Origin of the sequence: Actinoplanes sp. NPDC049599 (assembly GCF_044465625.1) — a bacterium.
Lineage (GTDB): Bacteria > Actinomycetota > Actinomycetes > Mycobacteriales > Micromonosporaceae > Actinoplanes.
In genome coordinates this window covers 26,195-49,464 of the sequence record NZ_JBITLX010000032.1, presented here as the reverse complement: position 1 = coordinate 49,464, position 23,270 = coordinate 26,195, and the positions used below count along the sequence as shown (strand labels likewise).

At 73.7% G+C, this 23,270-nt stretch carries 20 protein-coding genes; 14 read left to right on the top strand and 6 right to left on the bottom strand.

Annotated features, from left to right (window positions below):
* The first annotated feature begins 203 nt into the window (after positions 1-203).
* From ACIBQZ_RS36630 to ACIBQZ_RS36615, 4 genes are read left to right on the top strand one after another with little or no spacing between them, the layout of a single operon-like run.
* Positions 204-800: an ATP-binding cassette domain-containing protein gene (locus ACIBQZ_RS36630; RefSeq protein WP_396093477.1), complete on the top strand. Its 597-nt coding sequence runs from the start codon at positions 204-206 to the stop codon at positions 798-800.
* A complete protein-coding gene (locus tag ACIBQZ_RS36625; protein WP_396093476.1) occupies positions 797-2,038 on the top strand; it encodes an ABC transporter substrate-binding protein in 1,242 nt (413 codons plus the stop codon). Before ACIBQZ_RS36630 ends, ACIBQZ_RS36625 begins: the two co-directional genes overlap by 4 nt.
* Complete coding sequence (locus tag ACIBQZ_RS36620; RefSeq protein WP_396093475.1) at positions 2,035-3,819, top strand: ABC transporter permease subunit; 1,785 nt, start codon at positions 2,035-2,037, stop codon at positions 3,817-3,819. Before ACIBQZ_RS36625 ends, ACIBQZ_RS36620 begins: the two co-directional genes overlap by 4 nt.
* Entirely contained in the window at positions 3,816-6,197 is a 2,382-nt protein-coding gene (locus ACIBQZ_RS36615) for a hypothetical protein (protein ID WP_396093474.1), read from the top strand. The genes ACIBQZ_RS36620 and ACIBQZ_RS36615 overlap by 4 nt, the downstream gene beginning before the upstream one ends.
* Positions 6,198-6,206: 9 nt before the next feature.
* Here the strand turns inward: ACIBQZ_RS36615 and ACIBQZ_RS36610 are convergent, their stop codons facing one another.
* Entirely contained in the window at positions 6,207-6,371 is a 165-nt protein-coding gene (locus tag ACIBQZ_RS36610) for a hypothetical protein (protein ID WP_396093473.1), read from the bottom strand.
* A complete protein-coding gene (locus ACIBQZ_RS36605; protein WP_396093472.1) occupies positions 6,368-7,093 on the bottom strand; it encodes a cellulose binding domain-containing protein in 726 nt (241 codons plus the stop codon). The genes ACIBQZ_RS36610 and ACIBQZ_RS36605 overlap by 4 nt, the downstream gene beginning before the upstream one ends.
* A gap of 165 nt (positions 7,094-7,258) precedes the next feature.
* Here ACIBQZ_RS36605 and ACIBQZ_RS36600 point away from each other — a divergent pair, with 165 nt between their 5' ends.
* A complete protein-coding gene (locus ACIBQZ_RS36600; protein ID WP_396093471.1) occupies positions 7,259-10,018 on the top strand; it encodes a TIM barrel protein in 2,760 nt (919 codons plus the stop codon).
* Between the two features lie 21 nt (positions 10,019-10,039).
* Here ACIBQZ_RS36600 and ACIBQZ_RS36595 read toward each other — a convergent pair whose 3' ends face one another.
* From ACIBQZ_RS36595 to ACIBQZ_RS36585, 3 genes are read right to left on the bottom strand one after another with little or no spacing between them, the layout of a single operon-like run.
* Complete coding sequence (locus ACIBQZ_RS36595) at positions 10,040-11,023, bottom strand: ThuA domain-containing protein (RefSeq protein ID WP_396093470.1); 984 nt, start codon at positions 11,021-11,023, stop codon at positions 10,040-10,042.
* A gap of 29 nt (positions 11,024-11,052) precedes the next feature.
* Positions 11,053-11,862 carry a citryl-CoA lyase gene (locus ACIBQZ_RS36590; protein ID WP_396093469.1) on the bottom strand — a complete coding sequence of 270 codons (810 nt, stop codon included), beginning with the start codon at positions 11,860-11,862 and terminating at the stop codon, positions 11,053-11,055.
* Positions 11,859-13,055 carry a CaiB/BaiF CoA transferase family protein gene (locus ACIBQZ_RS36585; RefSeq protein ID WP_396093468.1) on the bottom strand — a complete coding sequence of 399 codons (1,197 nt, stop codon included), beginning with the start codon at positions 13,053-13,055 and terminating at the stop codon, positions 11,859-11,861. The genes ACIBQZ_RS36590 and ACIBQZ_RS36585 overlap by 4 nt, the downstream gene beginning before the upstream one ends.
* Positions 13,056-13,169: 114 nt before the next feature.
* Here ACIBQZ_RS36585 and ACIBQZ_RS36580 point away from each other — a divergent pair, with 114 nt between their 5' ends.
* The 6 genes from ACIBQZ_RS36580 to ACIBQZ_RS36555 are packed head-to-tail and all read left to right on the top strand — an operon-like array spanning position 13,170 to position 19,375.
* A complete protein-coding gene (locus ACIBQZ_RS36580; protein WP_396093467.1) occupies positions 13,170-14,660 on the top strand; it encodes an aldehyde dehydrogenase family protein in 1,491 nt (496 codons plus the stop codon).
* Positions 14,657-16,432, top strand: a complete 1,776-nt coding sequence (locus ACIBQZ_RS36575) for a thiamine pyrophosphate-binding protein (RefSeq protein ID WP_396093465.1) — start codon at positions 14,657-14,659, stop codon at positions 16,430-16,432. The genes ACIBQZ_RS36580 and ACIBQZ_RS36575 overlap by 4 nt, the downstream gene beginning before the upstream one ends.
* A 30-nt stretch (positions 16,433-16,462) precedes the next feature.
* Positions 16,463-18,589: a PQQ-binding-like beta-propeller repeat protein gene (locus tag ACIBQZ_RS36570; protein WP_396093463.1), complete on the top strand. Its 2,127-nt coding sequence runs from the start codon at positions 16,463-16,465 to the stop codon at positions 18,587-18,589.
* Positions 18,586-19,026: a type II 3-dehydroquinate dehydratase gene (locus tag ACIBQZ_RS36565; protein ID WP_396093462.1), complete on the top strand. Its 441-nt coding sequence runs from the start codon at positions 18,586-18,588 to the stop codon at positions 19,024-19,026. The genes ACIBQZ_RS36570 and ACIBQZ_RS36565 overlap by 4 nt, the downstream gene beginning before the upstream one ends.
* A 17-nt stretch (positions 19,027-19,043) precedes the next feature.
* On the top strand, positions 19,044-19,181 hold the full coding sequence (locus tag ACIBQZ_RS36560) for a hypothetical protein (RefSeq protein WP_396093460.1): 138 nt from the start codon (positions 19,044-19,046) through the stop codon (positions 19,179-19,181).
* Positions 19,178-19,375 (top strand): hypothetical protein, encoded by a 198-nt coding sequence (locus ACIBQZ_RS36555; RefSeq protein WP_396093459.1) that lies wholly within the window; start codon positions 19,178-19,180, stop codon positions 19,373-19,375. The genes ACIBQZ_RS36560 and ACIBQZ_RS36555 overlap by 4 nt, the downstream gene beginning before the upstream one ends.
* 5 nt (positions 19,376-19,380) lie before the next feature.
* On the opposite strand, the gene ACIBQZ_RS36550 is transcribed toward ACIBQZ_RS36555, so the two are convergent.
* Entirely contained in the window at positions 19,381-20,202 is an 822-nt protein-coding gene (locus ACIBQZ_RS36550; protein ID WP_396093458.1) for an IclR family transcriptional regulator, read from the bottom strand.
* Between the two features lie 204 nt (positions 20,203-20,406).
* Here ACIBQZ_RS36550 and ACIBQZ_RS36545 point away from each other — a divergent pair, with 204 nt between their 5' ends.
* Genes ACIBQZ_RS36545 through dctP form a run of 3 tightly spaced genes read left to right on the top strand, consistent with a single transcriptional unit; the run spans position 20,407 to position 23,269 of the window.
* Positions 20,407-20,946 carry a TRAP transporter small permease gene (locus ACIBQZ_RS36545; RefSeq protein WP_396093457.1) on the top strand — a complete coding sequence of 180 codons (540 nt, stop codon included), beginning with the start codon at positions 20,407-20,409 and terminating at the stop codon, positions 20,944-20,946.
* Positions 20,943-22,223, top strand: a complete 1,281-nt coding sequence (locus ACIBQZ_RS36540) for a TRAP transporter large permease (protein ID WP_396093456.1) — start codon at positions 20,943-20,945, stop codon at positions 22,221-22,223. Before ACIBQZ_RS36545 ends, ACIBQZ_RS36540 begins: the two co-directional genes overlap by 4 nt.
* 29 nt (positions 22,224-22,252) lie before the next feature.
* Positions 22,253-23,269, top strand: a complete 1,017-nt coding sequence (gene dctP, locus ACIBQZ_RS36535; RefSeq protein WP_396093455.1) for a TRAP transporter substrate-binding protein DctP — start codon at positions 22,253-22,255, stop codon at positions 23,267-23,269.
* The last annotated feature ends 1 nt before the right edge of the window (position 23,270 follow it).

The window sequence follows — 23,270 nt, the reverse complement described above, 5'->3', positions numbered from 1 at the left end:
GGAGACTCCCCGTGGTTTTGGCGCATCGAGTGGCTTCGTTCGCCGCTGTGCTGAACCCTAGGAAAGATCGGCTCGGCGCATCTCCTGCTTTCGTGTCACTTGTGGAGCCGGGCGCCGGGGCGCCGGGGACGGGCACGGAATCGATAGGGTTGAGTTACAGCCTGTCGATGTCCCGGCCCGGGAGGTGAGCGGCGATTCTCGAGGTGCGTGATCTCGTGGTGGCGCTGACCGATGGGGTCCGGGTCGCGGTCTCGTTCGCCGCGGGGGAGGCCGACCCCACCGTCGTGCTGGCCGACGCCGATGCCGCGACCGCCCTGGCCCGGGTGGTGGCCGGGCTCGCCCCGCCGGTCTCGGGTGAGGTCTGGATGGAGGGCCGGGACGTCACCGCGCTGCCGCCGGGCTCCCGGCAGATCGGGTACGTGCCGCGCGGGGGCGCGCTCCTGCCGCACCTCACGGTCCGGGAGAACATGGAGTATCTGAGCAGCCGGCGCGAGGCGGTGCGCGGGGTGACCCGCGATGCGTTCGCCACCTTGATCTATCAGCTCGAGCTCGGCCCGGTGCTGGACCACCGTCCCCATGAGATCACCGCGCAGCAGCGGATGCGGGGCGCACTGGCCCGGGCGATGATGTCGATCCCCGAGGCGGTGATCCTGGAACGACCCGATCCCGCCGTCTGCGGCCCGCTGGACGACCTGCTGGTCCGGATCGAGTCGCGGGGCGGCCTCGTCCCGGCGATGGCGGTCTTCGCCGACCGGCAGGCGCCACCCGAGGGCGCCCGCACCGTGGTGGAGGCGTCGTGACCAGCCGGCGGGCCGTGCTGGGCGGAGCGCTCGGCGCGGCCGTCGCCGGCGCGTCCGGCTGCGGCCGGTCCCGGCGGCCGGTGCAGGTCGCCGTGGTCTGGAGCGGCGACGAGCTGGTCCGGTTCCGCGAGGTCGTCCGGCGCTACCCGCGGCCGGTCGACGTGGTCAGCACCCGCAACGACATCAACGCCTTCCTCAGCGCCCGGCTCCGGGCCGGCAACCAGCCCGACGTCGCCATCGTGCCGCAGATCAGCCTGATCGCCGACTACGCCCGCCGGGGCTGGCTGGACGCCATCCCGGAGGAGGTCGGCCGCCGGTTCGCCGACACCTGGCGGGAGATGCTCACCGTCGACGGCCGGCAGTACGGCGCCTGGGTGAAGGCCGCGCACAAGTCGCTGGTCTGGTATCCCCCCGACCGGCTCGCCGCGCCGCCGGCCACCTGGGCCGCCTTCGTGCCGCTGGTGCGGGAGCTCGCCGCCGCCGGCCGGCCCGCACCGCTGGCGCTCGGCGCGGCGGACGGCTGGGTGCTCACCGACTGGCTGGAGAACCTGCTCATCGGGTTCGCCGCCGCCGGCGAGTACCAGGGCCTGGTGAGCGGGGCCGAGCCCTGGGACGGCCCGCTGGTGCGCCGGGCGCTCGCCGAGCTCGCCGCCGTGTGGTCGGTGGCCGGCGTGTTCCCGTACGGGATCGGCCGGGCGCTGATCACCCAGCAGGAGGAGTCGGTCATGCAGGTCGTCGACGGCCGCGCCGCGATGGTGGTCGAGGGTGACTTCGTCGCCGCGGTCGCCGACCGGTTCCGGCCGGCCGGGGCGGCCCCGCTGGTGGCGGCGCGCTTCCCGGCCGGGCCCCGGGCGCGACCGCTGCTGGTGGCCGGCGACGCCGCGATGGTGTTCGCCGGCTCGGCCGCCGGCGGTGAGCTGGTGGAATGGCTGACCCGGCGCGAGTCGTTCCAGCCGTGGATCGCCGCCGGGGGCTACCTGTCGCCGAACACGCTGATCACCCCGGACGCCTACGGGCCCGCGGCGCCGTGGGCGGCCGAGCTGAGCGACGCCGCCGGCGAGCCCCAGTTCGACCTGTCCGACCAGCTGCGCGGCTCGCTCGGCGGCCCGGACGGGCTGGGCAGCTGGAAGATCCTGCAGGACTTCCTCGCCGAGGTGCACCGGCCCGACGCCGTCGACCGGGCCTGCCGGCGGCTGGTCCGCGCGGCCGCCCAGGCCCGCCGGGAAGCCGGCTCATGACACAGCGCGCGCGCCCCCGCCCGGCGCCGGCCCGGCTGCTCGGGGAGACCGTGGTCATCGACGACGTCGGACCGGGCCGGCGCAGCCGGGCGTATCCCAGCGGCGGGTTCGCGTCGCTGCTGCTCACCCCGATCGCGCTGCTGCTGGGCGGCATCCTGCTCTGGCCGGTGGGCCGCACCGTGCAGGCGAGCCTGACCGGGCCCGGCCGCGAGTGGGTGGGCCTGGCGAACTTCCGCACCGCCCTCGCCGCCGAGGGCACCTGGGAGGTGCTGGGCCGCACCGTGCTGTGGGCCGCGGTGGTCCCGGTGGTCGTGATCGGCCTGGGCTACCTGCTGGCGGCCTCGCGCCGCACCGGCACGCTGCTGCTGCTCGCGCCGATGGCGTTGCCGCTGGTGGTGACCGGCGTGATGTTCCGGCTGTTCTACGACCCCGATCCGGCCCGCGGCGCCGGCACCGCGGTGCTGACGGCGCTGGCCGGGCTGGCCGGGGTGCCCGCCGACGCGGCGCCGGCCTGGCTGGGTCCCGACCTGATCACGGTCGCGCTGATGTCGGCGTTCGTCTGGGCCTGGATCGGCCTGCCCGTGGTGGTGTTCCGCGCGGCGCTGGACGCGCTGCCGCCCGACCTCGCCGACGCGGTCCGGACCAGCGGCGGCAGCCGGCTCGACGTGTTCCGCGACGCGCTGTGGCGGCCGCTGCTGCGGCGCACCGCCGCCATCGTCTTCGCGCTGGTGGCGCTCGGCACGGCCCGCGCGTTCGACCTGATCCTGGTGATGGCGCCGGGCTCCAGCCTGGACGAGGCGGCCAACCTCGCGGTCCGGGTGTGGCAGACCTCGGGCAGCGCCACCAGCGGCCCGGCCGCCGCCCTCAACACCCTGTGGCTGGTCGCCCTCGGCGTCGGCGTGGTGGCCGCCGCGGTGGGCGGCCGGCAGGCGTGGCCGCCGCCCGCCCTGGAAACCCCGCCGGCCCGTACGGTGGCCGACCACACCCGGTGGCCGGTCCGCCGGGTGCTGCCGGCCCTGGTCGCCCTGCTCTGGGCCGTGCCGGTGCTCGCGCTGGTGGCCACCTCGCTGCACTCGCCGCGGGAGGCGGCCACCCGGGGCTGGACGGCTGCGTCGGTGCGGCTCAGCTCGTACCGGGACCTGCTCGCCGAGGAGGAGCTGATCCGCTCGCTCGGGTTCACCGCGGTGCTCGCGCTGTCGGTGACGGTGCTGGTGATCATCGTGGCGCTGCCCGCCGGGTACGCGCTGGCCCGGCTGCGCCCGCCCGGCACGGCCGCCGCCGGAGCCCTGCTGGTCGCCGCGTCAGCGGTGCCGGTGCAGGTGGTGGCCGGTCCGATCAACGAGGTGCTGGCCCGGGTGGGGCTGGCGGGCACCAGCGTCGGGCTGGGCCTGGTGCACGTGGCGCTCGGTGCGCCGTTCGCCGTGCTGGTGCTGCGCAACGCGCTCGCCGACGTGCCCGGTGCCCGGCTCCGGGCGGCGCGCATCGCCGGCCGGCGCGAATGGGGCGTGCTGTGGCGCACCGTGCCCGCCGCCGTGCCGGCCATCATCGCGGTCGCGGTCCTCGAGTTCGTCCAGGTGTGGAACGACTTCGTGGTCGGCCTGCTGTTCGGCGGCTCGGGCACGCCGCTCGGGCTGCTGCTGTTCGGCCAGACCCGGCAGTTCGTCTCGAACAGCGGCACACTGGCGGCGTTCGCGCTGCTGGCGTCGGTGCCGCCGCTGGTGGTCATCGTGCTGGCCCGCCGCCAGGTGATCGCCGGCCTGGTGTCCGGGGCCGTGCGATGAGCCCGGGGCAGCAGGCCCGCCCGCCCGGCCGGCCGGCCCTGTGGCAGTGGGTGCTGACCGCCGCGATCGCCATCGGCTCGGTGGTCGGCGGCATCGCGAGCAACATGCTGGCGGACATGATCGGCCCGCACGTCGGCGCGGTCGCCTGGATCCTCGCCGGGGCCGGCGTGGTGGTGGCCGGGGTGCTCGCCGGGTTCGAGGTGCGCAGCCGCCGGGCCCTGGAGCACCGCGCGGTGGTCGACCCGGCGCCCGCCGTACCGGTCCAGGAGGCGGGGGTGCCCACCGACCTGCCCGACACCACCGGCTTCGTGGGCCGCCGGGCGGTGGTGGACTGGCTGGCGGACGCCGTCCGCACCGAGCACGCCGTGGCGCTGCTCGGCCGGCGCGCGGTCGGCACGTCCGCCTGCGTGGTCCAGGCGGCCAACGTGGTGCGTCCCCAGTTCCCGGACGGCCAGCTCTACCTGGACCTGCGCAAGACCGACCGGGGCGGCGCGGCCCGGTCCCTGCGGCCCCGGGAGGTCGTCGATGCGCTGTGCCGCAAGGTCGGCATCGAGGAGGCCGACCTGCGCCAGGCCGCCGACCCCGCGGCCGCCGCGACGCTGCTGCGCAAGGGGCTCGGCGACCGCAAGATCCTGCTGGTGCTGGACAACGTGGAGTCGCCGGACCAGGTCTCGCCGCTGCTGCCGCCGGCCCGGCGGTGCCGGCTGTTGCTGGCCGCCGGCCCCGCCCTGTCCGGTCTCGAGGGCGTGCGGACCCGGCAGTTGGGCGAGCCGTCGGCCGACGACGCGGTGGAGCTCTTCGCGGCGGCCGCGCGCGATGCCGGGTACGTGCGCCGCGGCCTGCCGGGCGAACCGAGCGTGCGGGACATCGTGGGGCTGGCCGGCCGGCAACCGCACGCGGTCCGGGTGCTGGGCTCCTGGCTCGCCACCCAGGGCTGGTCGGCGCCGGATCTGCTGCACGCGCTCCGGCACGGGCTGCGGCACGGCCGCGTCGACACGACGTTGACGCTGCTGGCGAGCCGGGACCGGGCGTACACCGCGCTGGCCCCCGGCACCCGGCGGCTGGTCCGGCTGCTCGCGCTCGTGCCGCAGCCGGTCAGCCGCAACGCCGTCGCCGCGCTGACCCGGGCCAACCGCGGGCACGCCGACCGGATGCTCGACGAGGCGGCCACCGGCGCGTTCGTCACGGTGACCCCGGACGGCCGGTACCGGCTGCGGCCGTTGCTCGTCCCGTACGCCCGGATCCACCTGCTGTGCGACGAGCCGCCCCGGCGGCGGGTCGCCGCCCAGGCCCGGCTGGTGCGGTACCTGGCGCGGCAGGCCGAGCGGTACGCCGACGCGGTGCTGCCCGACCAGCCACCGGGCACCGAGTCCGGCGGCGACTGGTTCGGCCGGCACGAGACGTTGCTGCGGACGCTGGTCTGCGAGCCGTGGGGCCGGCCGGGAGCCCTGCCGCCGCACCCGCCGCGCCGGATGCGCCGCTGGTGGTTGCGGCTCGCGGTCGCCCTGTGCACCTGGTATGCCGCCGCCGGCCGGCTCGACGACTGGGCCGCGGTGTGCCGCGCGGTGTTGCAGAGCCCGGTGGCCCGGCGCTCGGCCGCGGTCGCGGGCTGGGCCCACAACGAGCTGGGCGCGGTGTACCGGTGGCAGGGCGACCCGCACCGGGCGGCGATCGAACTGACCGCGGCGGTGCAGTTGCGGCACCGCCGGGGAGCCGCCCAGTCCCGGACCAACCTGGGCCTGGCGCTGCTCGACCAGGGTGACGCCGACGGCGCGCTGGACCAGCTCCAGCGGGCCCGCCAGCAACGCTCGCCCAGCGACCGGGCCGGCCAGGCCCTCACCGAGCTGGGCCTGGGCGTGGCGTTCCTGGCCCGCGACGAGCCCGGGCGGGCCGGCCACCACCTGATCCGCGCGGCGAACCAGTTCGAGGCGGTCGGCGACCGCCGCGGGTACGCCGCCGCCCTGACCGACCTCGCGCTGGCCCAGTGGTGGCTGGGCGAACGCCTGGACGCCGCCCAGGCCTGGAGCGCGGCGCTGGAGTGCCACCCGGCGGTCAACGATCCGCACGGCCACGCCGCGGCGCTGCTCAACGCCGGCGCCATCCTGACCGCCGGGGCGATGGCGGCCGACCCGGCCGACCCCGGCAACCGGCGGCGTGCCGCGCAGGCGCTGGAGTTCCTGCAACACAGCCTGCGCCTGCGCAAGGCCGACAACCTGCCGGTCGGCCGCACGCTGCTGCACCTCGGCGACGTCACCCGGATCCTCGACGGCCCGGGCGAGGCGCGCCGGCACTGGGAAGCGGCCGCGCAGGCGTGCGAGAAGGCCGGCGACGCCGACGGTACGTCCGCCGCCCGGTCCCGCCTGGAGCCCGCGCCCTGACGGCCGGGGTCAGAGGTACGGGCTCTGGGTCAGCAGGTGGGCCTTGAAGCCCTCGCCGACGCCGGGCTCCGGGGTGCCGGACCAGTCCTTGATGAGCACCGCGCCGCTGGTGCAGCCCCACGGGTTCCAGGTCCACGCCAGGTATCCCATGCCGTGCGCGTCGGCCCAGGTCACCGGCCGCTGCATGTACCGGTGCAGGTGCCGCCGTCGCGCAGGCACGTCCAGCCCGCCGTCTTGTCCCAGTCGCTGGCGATCTCCGGATACGGCTCGTTGAACAGATCGAAGACGACCGCGTTGTTGCCCTTGAACGTGGTGGCCACGCCGGTCCAGAACTGGGGGGCGTAGCGCGCGTCGGGCGCCGGCTTCTGGCAGGTGGCTTGCTCGTCCGTGCAGTGCCAGTCCGGCCCGGTGGTGTACGCGCCCCAGGTCCAGTGCAGATCGAGGATCACGTTGATGCCGTTGGCGACCAGCAGGTCCACGTAGTCCTTGACGCCCAGCAGCCGGTACGCCCGGCCGTCCGCGGTGACGATCTTGTTGCCCGACACCTTGAGCGCAGGGGCGGGGCCGCCGGGCGGTGGTGTCGTGACCGGCGGGGTGCTCGGCGGCACGGAGGCGGACGGCGTGATCACGGAGCCGGTGCACGCGGCGCCGTTGAGGGAGAACGAGGCCGGCACGGGATTCGTGCTGCTCCACGCGCCGGCGAAGCCGATGGAGGTGGACGCCCCCGTGCCGAGCGAGCCGTTCCAGCTCGCACTCGCCGCGGTGACCCGGGTGCCGGACTGCGTCCAGGTGGCGCTCCAGCCCTGGTTGACCCGCTGCCCGGTGCTGGGAAGTCGAACGCCGGCGTCCAGCTCGGCACGGCCGTCCCGAGGTTGGTGATGGCCTGTGCAGACCATCCATCAACGTCAACGCCTGACCGATCGCCGAGCCGGGGGAGCGGCCCTTCCCAGTTTGACGGGCGTCGACTATAACTAACTAACCGGTACGTTAATCTGGATCGGGCGGACCGCCTGGTGGACCTCTGCGGATCGTCGGGCACCGCGCAGGAAGGCAGCGCAGTCATGCTCATCGCCGACCGTGACAATGCCCGCAGCCGAGCCGTCGCACGCGCCGGCAGCGCACGACTGTCGATCGCCACCATGTGTCTGTCCGGCACCCTCGAGGACAAGCTGGCGGCCGCCGCCGCGGCCGGGTTCGACGGGGTCGAGCTGTTCGAGAGCGACCTCATCGCCTCGGCCTGGTCGCCGTCGCGGATCCGGCAGGAGTGCGCCCGTCGAGGCCTGTCGATCGATGTCTACCAGCCGTTCCGCGACTTCGAAGCGGTGCCGCCCGACACGCTGCGCGCCAACCTGCGCCGGGCGGAGCACAAGTTCGGCGTCCTGGAGCAACTCGGCGCCGGCACGCTGGTGGTCTGCTCGTCGGAGTCGGCCGAGGCGGTCGACGACGACGATCTGGCCGCCGAGCACCTGCGGGAGCTGGCCGAGCGGGCGGCGCGACGCGGCCTGCGGATCGCCTACGAGGCACAGGCGTGGGCCCGGCACGTGAACACGTACGCGCACGCCTGGCGGATCGTGCGCCGCGCCGACCATCCGGCCCTGGGGCTCTGCCTGGACAGCTTTCACGTGCTGTCCCGCGAGGAGGACCTGGCCGGCCTGCTGGTGATCCCCGGCGCGAAGGTGTTCCACCTGCAGCTGGCCGACGCGCCACGGCTGAAGATGGACGTCGTCGAGTGGAGCCGGCACCACCGGCTCTTTCCCGGCCTCGGCTCCTTCGACCTGGCCGCGTTCGTCGCCCGGGTGCACAGCACCGGATACGACGGGCCGCACTCGCTCGAGGTGTTCAACGACATCTACCGCCAGGCCGATCCGCGGCACGCCGCCATCGACGGGATGCGCTCGCTGCTGGCCCTGCAGGAGGCCGTCACCGTCCACGACGGCGCCACCGCGCAGCCGAGCCCGCCGTCCGGATTGCCGCCGGCCCCGCGGCTCGGCGGCCACGTCTTCACCGAGCTGGCCGTTGATGAGGTCTCCGGGCCGGTCATCGCGCGGACGCTGACCGCGCTCGGTTTTGTCCGCACCGGTCAGCACCTGTCCAAGCCGGTGCAGCTGTGGGAGCAGGGCAGCGCGCGGATCCTGCTGAACTTCGCACCCCAGCGGACGGTGGCGGCCGGCGCGGCGCTGATCTGCGCGCTGGGGGTGGAGAGCGACGACCCGCCGCAGTCGGCCCAGCGGGCGGACCGGCTGCTCGCGCCGGTGCTGCCGCGCGTCCGGCAGCCCGAGGAGGCCGATCTGAGTTCGGTGGCCGCCCCCGACGGCACCGCGGTCTTCTTCTGCCGCACCGGCGCCGACAGCAGCAGCTGGCTGGCGGACTTCGCGGCCAGCGGGGAGCAGGCCCGCACCGACGGCCTGGTCACCGGCACCGACCACCTCGCCCTGACCGAGTCGGTTGACGACTTCCACCAGGTCGCCCTCTTCTACCGTTCGGTGCTCGGCCTGCGATCCGGCCCCACCACGGAGATCGCCGCACCGTTCGGGCTGCTGCGCAGCAGATCGGCGTCCGACGCGGCGGGCAGCGTGCGCATCACGCTCAACACCGCGCCGCTGCGCCGCGGCAGCTGGGCTCCCGCGATACCCAACCCGCAGCACGTGGCGTTCGCCAGCGACGACGTGATCGCCGGCGCGCGGGCGATGCGCGAGCTCGGGGCGCCCGTGCTGAGCATGCCGGACAACTACTACGACGACCTGGACGCCCGGCTGGCGCCCGCACCGGCGCTGCTCGCCACGCTGCGGGAGCACTCGATCCTCTACGACAGCGACGAGCACGGGGAATACCTGCACTTCTACACGGAGATGCTCGGCTCGCGGCTGTTCTTCGAGGTGGTGCAACGGGTCGCCGGCTACGCGGGGTACGGCGCCGCGGGCACCGTGCCGGTGCGGATGGCCGCACACCGCCACCGCCGGCTGCAAGGGCTGCGGGACACCCACCGGCGCCCGGACAGCCCGACGCACGACTACTCCCTCGCGCACCTGACCGCGCTGAGCCTGTCCCCGCCGGAACTGGTCGAGGCCGCGGCCGAGGCCGGATACCGGTACGTGGGCCTGCGGCTCACCCGGGTCACCGCGCAGGAACCGCACTATCCGCTGGCCACCGACACCGGGCTGATGCGCACGACGAAGGTGCGGCTCGCCGCGACCGGCGTCGAGGTGCTGGACATCGAGCTGGCGCGGATCGGCCCGGACGAGGACCCCCGCGACTTCCAGCGGTTCCTGGAGGCCGGCGCCGAACTCGGCGCCCGCCACGTCATCACCCAGCTGCCGGATCCGGACCGGACGCGCAAGGTGGACCGGTTCGCGCAGCTGTGCGAGCTGGCCCGGCCGCTCGGGCTGACCGTCGACCTGGAGTTCCCCTCCTGGACCGAGACGCCGGATCTGGCGGAGGCGGCGCGGGTCCTGCGGGCCGCCGATCAGCCCAACGCCGGCCTGCTGATCGACCTGCTGCACTTCGCCCGCTCCGGGTCGAGCGTCGCGGACCTGCGGGAGCTGCCGGCCGAATGGTTCCACTTCGCGCACGTCTGCGACGCGCCGGCCGGGGTGCCGGCGACCAACGAGGGGCTCATCCACACCGCACGGTTCGAGCGGCTCTATCCGGGGGAGGGCGGCATCGACCTCGACGGCATCCTGGCCGCGCTGCCGCCGGGGCTGCCGTACGCGCTGGAGATCCCGCGGGCGCAGCTGGTGGCGCAGATCGGGGCGAAGGAGCACGCCCAGCTGGCGATCGCCGCCGCGCGCCGGCGGCTGGACAGCGTGCCGGCCGCCGCGTAGCAGCGGCCGGCGGCTGCCCGGTCACCGGCAGAACGGCTGGCGGCCCATGGCCGACTCGATGCCGCCGAGGACGTGGTCGAGGAAGGAGGTGTCGCCGGGCAGGGGCGCGTCGGTCCACGCCTCGACGGCGTGGCCGAGGGTGGTGACCCACGAGCGGCCGCCGTCGTAGTACTGGCACCACGAGACCGGATGGTTCCGGCCGTGCCCGGGATGCCCGCTGCCGCCGGCCGCGCCGTCCGGCAGGGTCGCCTCGTCGACCCGGGCCAGGATCCGGACCTGGCTGGGGAACGGCACGAGGTTGTACCACTCGTCGGTGAAGTCCCAGCGGGGCGGCAACCCGGCGGTCGACACGTCCCGCCGGCTCGTGGTCACCACGGTGCCGGGCTGGTGGCGTCCGTGGTCGTAGTAGTTGGCCCCGCCGAGCAGGCCCTCGTACCACTCCCAGTGGTATTCGGTGCCGAAGGCGTTGTGGATGCCGACGAAGCCGCCGCCGCCGCGGAGGTACTGCCGCAGGGCGGTCTGCGCCGGGTCGTCGAGGGCGTCGCGGGTGGTGCTCATGAAGATCACCGCGTGGTAGCGGAACAGCCGCGCGGGCGAGGAGAGCTGGCTGACGTCCTCGGTCCAGTCGACCGCGAAGCCGTGCTCGGCGCCGAGCTTGACCAGGGCGTTCTGCGCGGCGTTGGCCGGGGCCAGCGGGGGGTTGAGCCCGGCGGGCAGGGCCGGGCCGAGGTGGGCGTGGCGGGGCCCGGCGGTGCGGCTGTAGACGAGCACCCGGTAGCCGCCGGCGGCCGGGTCGAAGTTGCCCCAGTCGTGGTAGCAGCCGGGGTCGGTGCCCCGGCAGACGCCGTAGTCGACGTGGCCGAGCTCGGTCGCGGCGCTGTCGCGGACGGCGGCCGGGGCCGGGCCGGCCGGGCGCAGGACGGCGTAGCCGGCCACCAGCACGGTCGCGGTCAGGACGGCGGCGAGAGTGGCGCTGAGCAGAGCAGTGGGTCTTCTCCAGGACATGGCGGCTCCTCGCGGGCGGAGACCGGCCGTCAGGCGTCTCCGAGGTGGGTGGGCAGAATCGACGGTGGAATCGGTCCCTTGTTGCGCCGGCCCTGGCCGGTCTCCTCCCAGGCGTGGGCCAGGATCCCGACGCTGCGGCTCAGCACGAACAGGCCGCGGGCCAGCGGGGGCGGATAGCCGAGCTCGCCGTAGACGACCGCGGTGCAGCCGTCGATGTTGATCGGCACCGGCCGGGCCCGGCCGGCGGCGAGCACCCGTTCGACCGCCTGGGCGGCGCGCAGGTAGGCGCCGTCGACGACCCCGTCGGCCACCGCCTGCTCGACCAGCCCGAGCAGCGGATCCCGGCGCGGGTCGACGGAGTGGAACCGGTGGCCGAATCCCGGCAGGTACTTCGAGCGGGTACGCCACTCGCGGACCACCGTGGCCGCGGCGGTGTCCACATCGGTGCCGGCGGCCCGGTCGCGTACCTCGGCGAGCAGGGTCATGCACTGCTCGCCGGCACCCCCGTGCGCGTCGCCGAGCAGGTTGACGCCGGTCGCCACGGCGTTGTTCAGGCCGATCCCGCAGGTGGCCGCCATCCGGGCCACGGCGATCGACGGCGCGTGCGGCCCGTGGTCCACCGCGGAGACGAGGGCCGCCTCGAGCAGACGTTCCTGCCCGGGGGTCGCGGTGTCGCCGCGCAGCATCAGCCAGATGACGCCGGCGAAGCTGATCGAGCCGATGAGCTCCTGGACCGGCCGTCCGCGCAGCTCGATCACGTTCGGTGCGATCCGGGAGACCGCCGTCGACCACCAGTCGGCGACGTCCTGGACGGTCGGGTCGGGCTGGTCCGGGTTCACGGCGCCGGCACCTCCTCGGCGGCCGGGTCGTCGCGGCCGGCCGGCCGGAACTCGGCGTTGTGCTCACCCAGCAGCGGCGGCGGGGACGGCGGACGCAACGGCACGCCGTTGACCAGGACACCGTTGCCGCTGACCCGCAACGTGCGGCCCGGGTGGGCCGGGAACTCCAGGTCGGTGAAGAACCCGCGCTCGCGCAACTGATCGAGCTCCACCGACTGCGCCACGGTCAGGATGCGGGCCGCCGGGACGCCCGCGTCCGCCAGCAGGCGTTCCCATTCGACGGCCGGCCGCCGGCGCAGCGCGGCGTTGATCTCGTCGTTGAGCGCGGACCGGTGGTGCTTGCGGGCCTCGCGGTCGGCGAAGCGTGCGTCGGTGACCAGGTCCGGGCGGCCGACGAGCCGGCACAGCGTCCGGAACTGCTCCTCCCGGTTGGCGGCGATGTTGAGCGGGCCGTCGGCGGCGTGGAACGTGCCCGAGGGTGCGGCGGTCGCGTTCTGGTCCCCCATCGGTTCCGGTGGGACGCCGCTGACCAGGTAGTTCGACGCGGCCCAGCCCATCGCGGACAGCGAGGTCTCCAGCATGGACACGTCGAGGCACACGCCTTCGCCGGTGCGCGTGCGGCCGGCCAGCGCCGCGGCGATCGACATCGCGGCGACCAGCCCGCCGACGGTGTCGGAGACCGGGAAACCGACCCGCAGCGGGGCGGTCTCCGGCGTGCCGGTGACGCTCATCATGCCGGACAGGCCCTGGATGATCTGGTCGTACGCCGGGGCGTGGCGCATCGGACCGGTCTGGCCGAAGCCGGAGATGGCGCAGTAGACGAGGCGGGGGTTGAGCCCGCGCAGCACCTCCCAGCCGTAGCCGAGGCGGCTGAGCACCCCGGCCCGGAAGTTCTCCAGCAGCACGTCCGCGTCCCGGACGAGGTCGGCGAAGACCGTGCGGTCGGCGGCGGCCTTGAGGTCGAGCTCGACCGACTTCTTCCCGGCGTTCTGGGCCAGGAACGACGCGCCGAGCGCGGCCCGGTTCAGCGCGGGCTCCGGGCCCAGCGAGCGGGCCAGGTCGCCGTCGCCCGGCCGTTCGATCTTGACGACCTCCGCACCGAGCAGCATCAGCTGATAGCTGCAGTAGGGCCCGGCGAGCACGTTGGTCAGGTCCAGGACCCGGACGCCGTGCAGGGGCCGGTCGTCATCCATGAGGCGTGCCCTTCCGATCGGCCATTGCCAGGGGAGGTCGCGGCCCGTACGTTACACCTAGTCCACAGGACGGTCTAGGAGTACCACCAAGCGGATCGCGCGAGGAGAGTGGCGATGACCGACAGCCCCGGCCGCAACGCCCCCGAGCACCCGACAGCCGAGGTCGGATGCCTGATCGCCGGCTCCTGGGTGACGGCCGGGACGCGCGGCGACCGCGTCGGCCCCTGGACCCGTACCGTCGTCAGCTCCACCCGGCAGGCGGACGACCACGACGTCGCCACCGCACTCACGTACGCCCGCAAGAGCGCCCGAGCCGTCGCCCGGATGTCGCCAGCGGCGCGGGCCGGCATCCTCGAACGTGCCGCCGGCGAGGCGCTGCGCCGCCGCGACGACCTCGCCCGGCTGCTGGCCCTGGAGCTCGGCAAGCCGGTCAAGGACGGCCGCGGCGAGATCGACCGGGTGGCCGACACCTTCGCCGTCTCGGCCGCGGAGGCCCGGCGCATCGGCGGCGAGGTCCTGCCGGTGGCCGGCTGGGCCCGCGGCGTGGGCACCACCGCGTTCACCCACCGCGCGCCGGTCGGCGTCGCCCTGGCGATCACCCCGTTCAACGCGCCGGCCAACCTGCTGGCCCACAAGCTCGGCGCCGCCTTCGCGGCCGGCAACACCACCGTCGTCAAGCCGCCGCCGCAGGCGCCGGCCTCCTCGGCGGCCGTCGTGCGGCTGCTGCTCGACTGCGGGATGCCGCCGGAGGCGGTCCAGGTGCTGCACGGCGACGGTACGGTCGGCGCCGCGCTCAGCGCCGCACCCGAGGTCGGGGTCATCAGCTTCACCGGCAGTCCCACCACCGGGGCGGCGGTGGCCCGCGCCGCCGGCGCCAAGCGCCTCGTCATGGAGCTCGGCGGCAACGCCGCCACGATCGTGTGCGCCGACGCCGACATCGCCGCCGCCGCCCGGAACTGCGCCGCCACCGGCTACAGCAACTCCGGGCAGAGCTGCATCTCGGTGCAGCGGGTCTACGTCGACCGGCGCCGGTACGACGAGTTCCTGGACGCGTTCACCCGGGAGGTGGAGAAACTCACCGTCGGCGATCCGCTGCACCCCGGCACCGACGTCGGCGCGATGGTCGACGACGACGCCGCCGACCGCGTCGTCACGTGGGCGCAGGAGGCGGCAGCCGCCGGCGCGAGCATCACCACCGGCGGCTACCGCGACGGCGCCACCGTGACTCCCACGGTCGTGGCCGCGCCGCCCGCCGACGCCCGGCTGATCCGGGACGAGGTGTTCGGCGCGGTGGTCGGGGTGACGGCGTTCGACGACTTCGACGACGTGCTCGCGGTGTGCAACACCAGCCGCTACGGCCTGCAGGCGGGACTGTTCACCTTCGACGTCCGCCGGATCGTCACCGCCTGGCGCGAGCTGGAGGTCGGTGGCCTGGTCGTGAACGGGTCGTCGAACTTCCGCCTCGACCACGTGCCGTTCGGCGGCGTGAAGGATTCCGGGTTCGGGCGCGAGTCGCCGCGCTGGATGATCGACGACTACACGGTGGTCAAGACCTTGCTGCTGCGCGGCCTGTCCCTGTTCGGCGACTCCGAGGACGCCCGATGAGCATCGACGAGATCCGCGGGACCGGTACGGACCGCAGCACGGTCACCGCGGCCGAAGCCATGGTGGCCCAGCTGGAGTCCTACGGCGTCGAGTACGTCTTCGGCACCTGCGGGCACACCAACATCGCCCTGCTGGACGCGATCGGGCGCAGCAGCATCCGGTTTGTCATCGCCCGCCACGAGCAGGCCGCCGCGCACGCCGCCGACGGGTACGCCCGCGCCAGCGGCCGCACCGGGGTGGTCCTCCTGCACGTCGGCCCGGGCCTGACCAACGCGGTCACCGGGGTGCTCACCGCCGCCCTCGACTCGGTGCCGCTGGTCGCGATCGCCGGCGACGTCCCCTCCTACTACCGCGGCCGGCACCCGCACCAGGAGGTGAACCTGCACGCCGACGCCGACCAGGCCGCCATCTACCGGCCGTTCGTCAAGCGGGCCTGGCAGGTGCACCGGGTGGCCGACCTGCCCCGGTTCACCGAGCGTGCCTTCTGGACGGCTGCCGCCGGGCGGCCGGGCGCGGTGCTGCTCAGCGTGCCGATGGACCACTTCTCCCGCCCGGTGCCCCGGGACCCGGCCGGCGCGTACCCGCTGGCCGTGCTGGAACGGCCCGCCCTGGCCGCCGACGTCGCCGCGCGCATGGCCGAGCTGCTGCTGCACGCCGAGCGCCCGCTCGTCTACCTCGGCGGCGGGCTGCGCCGCGGGCCGGGGCTGGACGCGCTGCGCTCCCTGGTCGAGCACCTCGACATCCCGGTTGTGCACTCGCTGATGGCCAAGGGCACGCTGCCGGACGACCATCCGCTGCTGCTGGGGATGCCGGGCTTCTGGGGCCTGGAGCTGACCAACCGGCACACCCGGGAGGCCGACGTGGTCCTCGCGCTGGCCACCCGGTTCGCCGAGACCGACGCCAGCTCCTGGGACCGCCGCTACACCTGGCAGTTCCCGCCCGGCAAGCTGCTGCAGATCGACCTCGATCCCGCCGAGATCGGCCGCAACTTCCCGGTCACCGTCGGCGCGGTCGCCGACGCCGGCCGGGCCGTGCAGGCGATCGACGACGCCGTCCGCGCCCGGCAGCCCGCAGCGCGGCGGCGCGAGGGCCTGCGCGATTCCATCACCGCGGCCCGGCGCTCCCTGTTCGCCGACAGCCGGGGGCGCGGCGCCGGCGACAAGTTCCCGCTGCGGCCGGAACGCATCCTGGCCGACCTGCGGTCGCTGCTGCCGGGCGACGCCGTGCTCGTCACCGACGTGGGCTGGAACAAGAACGGTGTCGCGCAGTGCTACGAGCTGCCCGCCGAGGGGCGGTTCATCACCCCGGGCGGCGCCTCCACGATGGGCTTCGGGCCGGCCGCAGCCGTGGGCGTGCAGATCGCCCAGCCGAACCGCACCGTGGTCGCCCTCGTCGGCGACGGCGGCATGAGCGCCCAGCTGCCCGCCCTGCCGATGGCCGTCGAGCAGGGCGCCCCGGTCATCTTCGTGGTGATGAACAACCGGTCCCACGGCACCATCAGCGACCTGCAGACGGCGAACTTCGGGCAGAGCTACGGCTGCGACTTCACCGGCCCCGACGGCGCCCCGTACAGCCCCGACTTCGCCGCGCTCGGCCGGGCCTGCGGCGCGGACGGCTACACCGTGTCCGGCGCCGGCGATTTCGGCGCCGCGTTACGCGCCGCCCTGGCCGCCCGCCGGCCGGCGGTGATCGACGTGCCGATGGTCAACGAGCCGGTGCCCACCCCCGGGCACTGGAACATCAAGGACATCTACCAGGGCGTCTTCGAATAGCACGGCGCCACAGGAAGAGGTGACGTCAGCGTGGCCACCATCGATCGCAGGAATCTGCTCAAGGGCGCCGCGGCCGCCGCCGCGGCGGCGGCCGCGGGCCCCGCCGCCGGCGCTCCGGCGGCCGCCGCCGGCTGGGCACCCGCCGCATCCGACCTCGCATATTTCGACACCCCGGGCGACGCCGACTTCCCCAAGGTCGGCGGCAACCTGGGCAACCAGAACTACACCGCGCTGCGCCGCGTCGACCACGGCAACGTGCGCCGGCTGCGCGGCGCCTGGCTGAACTCCGTCGAGGGGGGCCTGCGTACGGGCAACAGCCAGAGCACCGCGGTGGCCGTGGACGGCGTGCTCTACATCGAGTCGGCGCTGGGCAACGTCATCGCCGTCGACGGCGTCACCGGGCTGACCAGGTGGCGCTACGAGCAGACCCGCGGCACCCTGACCCGCCGGGGTGTCGCCGTCGGCGGCGGCCACGTCTTCACCAAGTCCAACGACAACTACGTCATCGCCCTCGACCAGCAGACCGGCCAGGTGGCCTGGGAGCGCCAGGTCAACGGGTACGGCAACATCGAGAAGGTCGCCGTGGTGCACCACGACGGCCTGCTGTTCTGCGGCACCAACGACGGCCCGCGGGGCGCCGCCCTGGCCCTCGACGCCCGCAACGGCGACGTGCTGTGGCACTTCTGGGGCACGCCCGGGCCGGGCGAGTTCGGCAACGACACGTGGGAGGGCGACTCCTGGGCCGACGGCGGGGCGACGCCGTGGATCCACCCGGCCGTCGACCCGGAGCTCGGCCTGACCTACTGGACGTTCGGCAACGCCCGCGGTCACCGGTCCTCGCAGGACGGCTCGGCCCGCGGCGGGCAGAACCTGTTCGCCAACTCGCTGGTCGCGCTCGACCTGCGCACCGGCGCCTACCGCTGGCACTTCCAGTCCGTCCACCACGACATCTGGGACATGGACAACGTGATGTCGCCCGTGCTGGCCGACGTGCGCATCCGGGGCCGCGAGCGCAAGGTGGTGGTCTACGGCAGCAAGTCCGGCATGTTCTTCGTCCTCGACCGCACCGACGGCACCGCCCCGCTGGGCATCGTCGAGCGGCCGGTGCCGCAGGAGCCGCGCCAGCAGACCTGGCCCACGCAGCCGTTCCCGGTGCAGGGCGGCTGGACCGAGCAGCGGGTCGTCGATCAGCCGCTGGGCACCTCCGTGCCGGGCCACCCCAGCCGGGCCGTGCCGAACTATGTGCAGGGTGCGCTCTACGACCCGCACTGGGACACCCCCGTCCTGTCGATCCCGGGGCACGGCGGCGGCGGAGACTGGTCGCACCTGTCGTTCAGCCACCGCACCGGCCTGGTCTACACCGGCTACGGGTACGTCGCCGCGGCGCACTCGCTGACCGAGAGCGCCAACGGGCTGCGCCCGCCCGGCGAGTACCAGACCGGCGGCATCGTGGCCGTCGACGTGAGCACCAACGAGGTCCGGTGGCAGCGGCGGATGCCGTACTCGCTGGCGCACGGCAACGGCATCCTCACCACCGCGAGCGATCTGCTGTTCATCGGCCGGCCCGACGGTCATCTGCTGGCCCTGGACGCACGGTCCGGCCGGGAGCTGTGGCGGTTCCAGACCGGTGCGGCGATCAGCTCCAGCCCGATCATGTACCGGGCCGGCGGTCGCGAATACCTCGCGGTCTTCGCCGGTGGGACCAGCATCCCGTACGGCAACTCGGCGCCCCGCGGCGACTTCCTGTGGGCGTTCGAACTCGGGGGAGGGCTCGGCCCGGCGCCCACCCCGCCGCCGCCGGTCGTGCGCCGGCCGGTCTCCGGCGGCCCGGTCGAGGGCACGACCGTGGCGGACACCGTGGTGATCGGCCGCACCTACGACGCGGCCACCGGCACCGTCGGCGCCACCGAGTCGTTCGGGGTCGCCGGGATGGCGCCCACCCACCTGCGGGTGCCGGTCGGCACCACCGTCACGTTCACCAACCATCGGGGCAACGCCGGCCCGCGCGGGGTCACCCAGTTCTTCGAGGGGTTGTTCGACGTGACCCTGGCACCGGGCGCGTCGTTCACACACACGTTCGGCCGGGCCGGCGAGTACTTCTACAACGACCCGGCCAGCCCGCGGTCCACCGGGAAGATCGAGGTCTACCGGCCGTGACCGAGCGGTTGTTCATCATCAACGGGCCGAACCTGACCATGCTCGGCCGGCGCGAACCCGCCCTGTACGGGCGGGTGACGCTGGCGGAGATCCGGAAAAGGTGCCAGGCGCTCGCCCCGGAACTCGGCTTCGACCTGTTCTTCGGGCAGTCCGACGCCGAGTCCCAGCTGCTCGACTGGGTGCACCGGGCGTACGACGAGTCGGCCGCGGTGATCATCAACCCGGCCGGCCTGTCCACCCGCTCGGTCGCCCTCTACGACGCGCTGCGGATGATCGAGCGGCCGGTCATCGAGGTGCACCTGACCAACGTGTTCGCGCGCGAGCCGGTCTACCGGGACCTGCTGACCGCGGTCGCGGCCCGGGCGTTCCTGGCCGGCTTCGGCGCGGACGTCTACGAGCTGGGCATGCGCGGGCTGGCCGGGTTCCGCGACCCGTAGACCCTGGGGAGGCTGTGGTGCGGATAGGGATCATCGGCTGCGGCCGGATCGCGCGGAACCACGTGGCCGCGTTACGGGCGATCGCCGGCGTCGAGGTGGGCGCCGTGGCCGACGCCGTGAACGCCGGTTCTGGCCGGCCCCGGCCCGCCGGGTGACCGGGCACTGCGCCACCCTGGTCCACGGGGCGGTCAGCAACGTGGAGGACACCGCCGGGGCGCTCATCGAGTTCGCCTCGGGCGCCATCGCGACCGTCCAGGCCGGCACGACCTTCCGGCCGGGGCTCGGGGTGCAGGTCTGGGTCGGCGACGCGCGCACCCGCGCCACCGTGACACTGCGCCGATCCGGATGACCCGGTCAGCCGGGGTTGCCGAACGGGCGGTCGAAGCCGCGTTCGGACATCTGCTGCGCCATGTGCCGCAGGTCGGTGGCGAACTCGGCGACCCGGTCCGGGGTGAACCGGATCGAGGGCCCGCTGAGCGCCAGGGCGGCGACCACTCCGCCCGCGCGGCCGAAGACGGGTGCGGCGACCGCGGACAGCCCCTCCTCGCGTTCGCCGTGGCTCTCGCCGTAGCCCTTGCGGGTGGCCTCGTCGATCCACTCGCGCAGCACCGCCGCGTGGCCCGGGCCGTGCGGGGAGCCCTTGGCGATGCGTTCCAGCAGGGGCGCGCCGGCGTCCCGCAGCAGCACCTTCGAGGAGGCGCCGGCCCACATCGGCAGTTCGTCGCCGACCCGCACCACGTGCCGCAGCGGCTGCGGGCTCTCCTGCTGGGCCACGCACACGCGGTAGACGTCGCGGACGACGTACAGGTTGACGGTCTCGCGCTGCCGGGCGGCCAGCTCGCGCATGCCGAGCTGGGTCTCCGGCGGCAGCTCCCAGCTCTGCCGGGCCAGGTGCGCCCACCGCCACAGGCCCGGCCCGGCCATGTATCCGTTGGTCGTGGCCCAGAGCAGGCCGTTGTGCTCCAGCGTCGACACCAGCCGCAGCACCGTGGTCTTGGCGAGCCCGGTCGCCTCCACGATCTCCCGGACGGAGACGATGGGCCGGTCGTCGGTCAGCAGGCCGAGGATGCCCAGGGCGCGCTGCACGCTGCGGACCCCTTGCTGATCGACGGACTCGGCCGGCGCCGCCGGCTTGTCCGGGGAACTGCGCGTCGTCGGCGCCTCCAAAGATCCCACTCTCCTCGCGTCCCGGTCATGTGCACGGCCGCAGCCCATCCTGCCCGTGCAGCCACGATTCTCCTGCCCCGGGGGCGGATTCACCCATCCGTAACGGACTGGACTCAGGCACTTGCCAGAAACGGTGGACGCCCGTACGTTACACGCAGTCCACAAGATGGTCCAATCGGTCCGGCTAGTGGTCCACCCTCCGGGGGTCCCTCGTTGACCAGATCCGTACCCGTCGAGCCGGCTCCCGCCGCGGGCTGGCGTGAGCCGGCGGTGCTGCGTGCCTGGGGTTCGGCCGAGCTGTGGGTCGCCGTCGTGGCGCTGGCGGTCATCTTCGTCAGCGTGCTCTGGCAGGTGGTCAGCCGCTTCCTGCCGGCGCTGAACTGGCCGGGCGTCGGGGAACTCGCCGGCTACTCGCTGATCGTCCTGACCTTCATCATGGTCGGCTACCTGATCGGCAACAACGGCCACATCGCCATCCAGATCGTCGACTATCTGGTGCGGGGCAAGGCTTTCGCCGTGGTCAAGGCGCTCTCCGCGGCCTGCACCGCGGTGATCTGCGCCCTGCTCGTGTGGGAGGCCTACCACCTGATCCTGGCGTTCCCGGCGCGCCGCACCGCCGCACTCGGCATCCCACTCTGGATCCTCTACGCGATTCCCCTGATCGGCTTCGCCTCCGGCACGGTGCGGGCGGTCGTCCGGATCTTCGCCGCCGGCCGCGAGGACGCACCCTTCGACGCGGCGGAGGCGACATGATCCTCGAACTGTGGATGGTCGGCGCCGCCATCGCCTTCCTGCTGCTCATCCGGGTCCCGGTCGGGCTCGCCTTCATCGGCCCCAGCCTCTGGTACGCCCTGGCCGACGGCCGCTCCGAGGGCTTCTCGCTGAAGACCACCTTCGACGGGCTGAACAGCTTCCCGCTGCTCGCCGTCCCGCTGTTCATCCTCGTCGGCGTGCTGGCCAACCGGCTCGGCATCGCCGACCGGCTCTACGAGTTCTGCCTGGCCGCCCTGGGCCGGCTGCGTGGCAACCTGGCGTACGTCAACGTCGGTTCCGCGGTCGGCTTCTCCTGGATGAGCGGCTCCGCCCTGGCCGACGTGGCCGGCCTGGGCAAGATGCAGATCCCGCAGATGGTCAAGGCCGGCTACCCGCACGGCTTCGCCTCCGGGCTCACCGCGTCCTCGTCGCTGATCAGCCCGGTCATGCCGCCGAGCATCCCGGCCGTCATCTACGCGGCGACCGCCACCGTCTCCACCGGCGCGCTGTTCGCCGCGTCCGTGCTGCCCGCCTTGGCCATGGCGATCGGGCTCTGCGTCTACATCTTCATCTGGACCGCCCGGCGGCCCCAGTTCACCTCGGTGCCGTTCAACCGGGAGCGGTTCACCCGGGCCTCGATCGGCGCGGTCGGGCCGCTGCTCACCCCGGTCATCCTGCTCGGCGGCATCCTGTCCGGCACCTTCACCCCGACCGAGGCGGCCTCCGTCGCGGTCCTCTACATGCTGATCCTCGGCGCGGTCTACCGGACCCTGCGGCCATCCGTGCTCCTGCAGGCGTTCCGCGAGACGGCCGTGATCACCGGCGGCATCACGCTGATCCTCGGCGCCGCCGCGCTGCTCGGCCTGATCCTCACCCGGGCACACGTGTCCCGCGACGTCGCCGAGTTCCTGACCTCGGTCTCCGACAACCCCTGGGTCTTCATGGTCCTGGTCAACGTCATCCTGCTGATCCTCGGCTGCCTGATCGACGCCACGGCCATCATCCTGGTCACCGTGCCGGTGCTCCTGCCGATCGCGGTCGACCTCGGCATCAACCCCATCTACTTCGGCGTGGTCATGATCATCAACCTGATGATCGGCCTGCTGACCCCACCCGTGGGAAGTGTCCTCTACATCACCAGTTCGGTGACCGGCAAGCCGGTGGACGTCGTCTTCCGCGGCGTGGCCCCGTTCCTGATCCCGCTCGTCACCGTCCTGATCGTGGTCACCGCCCTGCCCGGCCTCGTGATGTGGCTGCCCGACCTGCTCGGATTCTGATCGCCGTCCCTCCCCCTGAGGAGAAGACCATGATTCGACCGAAGATCGCCGCGGCGATCCTCCTACCCCTGCTGCTCGCCACCGGATGCTCCACCTCGGGCAACACCACCGCCGCGGCGGGGGAGAACCCCCGCCTCAGCCTCAAGATCGGCAGTTCCCAGCCGGAGTCCCAGCCGAACTACTACTGCGGCATGAAGCTGCTCAAGGAACGGCTCGAGGCGCAGCAGGGCCTCAACCTCACCATCGACATGTTCCCCAACAGCCAGCTCGGGCCGGACGCCGAGCGCTTCGCCGGCGTGCAGAGCGGCGACATCGACATCGACCTGCAGGGCGGCTCGGCGATGTCCACCGCCTTCCCCAAGATCGGTGTGCTCGACGCGGCCTACGCCTTCAACGACATCGACCACTTCTTCAAGTGGCTCGATCAGCACGGCCCGGCGTTCTTCGCCGAGTTCAACACGGCCACCGACACCACCGTCATCGACGCCTGGTACTTCGGCATGCGGACGTTCACCGCCACGAAGCCGATCCGCAAGCCCGAGGACCTCGCCGGCCTGAAGGTCCGCTTCCCGAACACCCCGCAGTTCCTGGCCAACGCCAAGGCGCTCGGCGCGAACGCGGTCGCCATCGCCGTCGAGGAGCTGTACCTGGCGCTGCAGCAGGGCATCGCCCAGGGCCAGGAGAACCCGGTGGTGGCCACCCACGCGCAGAAGTTCGACGAGATCCTCAAGGTCGCCAGCCTCACCAACCATCAGGTCGGCGCCCACTTTGTCGTGGTCTCCGACAAGACCCTCGACCGGATGAGCCAGCCGCAGAAGGACGCCCTGACCAAGGCCGTCCACGACCTGCGCGCCGAGAACCGCAAGTGCGTCGACGACGAGACCAAGAAGGTTCTCGACGGCTGGCGCGCCGACTCCACCCGCACCGTGGTGGAGATCGACCAGGTCGACCGGGACGCCTTCATCAGCAAGGCCGAGGCGTTCTTCACCACTCACTACAAGGGGGAGAACCTGGAGCTCTACCAGAGCATCCGGGCCTCCGCCTGAC

Coding starts and splice junctions, on each gene's coding strand:
- ACIBQZ_RS36620 (WP_396093475.1), top strand. CDS start 2,035: ATGACACAGCGCGCGCGCCCCCGCCCGGCGCCGGCCCGGCTGCTCGGG.
- ACIBQZ_RS36615 (WP_396093474.1), top strand. CDS start 3,816: ATGAGCCCGGGGCAGCAGGCCCGCCCGCCCGGCCGGCCGGCCCTGTGG.
- ACIBQZ_RS36605 (WP_396093472.1), bottom strand. CDS start 7,093: ATGGTCTGCACAGGCCATCACCAACCTCGGGACGGCCGTGCCGAGCTG.
- ACIBQZ_RS36600 (WP_396093471.1), top strand. CDS start 7,259: ATGCTCATCGCCGACCGTGACAATGCCCGCAGCCGAGCCGTCGCACGC.
- ACIBQZ_RS36595 (WP_396093470.1), bottom strand. CDS start 11,023: ATGTCCTGGAGAAGACCCACTGCTCTGCTCAGCGCCACTCTCGCCGCC.
- ACIBQZ_RS36585 (WP_396093468.1), bottom strand. CDS start 13,055: ATGGATGACGACCGGCCCCTGCACGGCGTCCGGGTCCTGGACCTGACC.
- ACIBQZ_RS36580 (WP_396093467.1), top strand. CDS start 13,170: ATGACCGACAGCCCCGGCCGCAACGCCCCCGAGCACCCGACAGCCGAG.
- ACIBQZ_RS36575 (WP_396093465.1), top strand. CDS start 14,657: ATGAGCATCGACGAGATCCGCGGGACCGGTACGGACCGCAGCACGGTC.
- ACIBQZ_RS36540 (WP_396093456.1), top strand. CDS start 20,943: ATGATCCTCGAACTGTGGATGGTCGGCGCCGCCATCGCCTTCCTGCTG.
- dctP (WP_396093455.1), top strand. CDS start 22,253: ATGATTCGACCGAAGATCGCCGCGGCGATCCTCCTACCCCTGCTGCTC.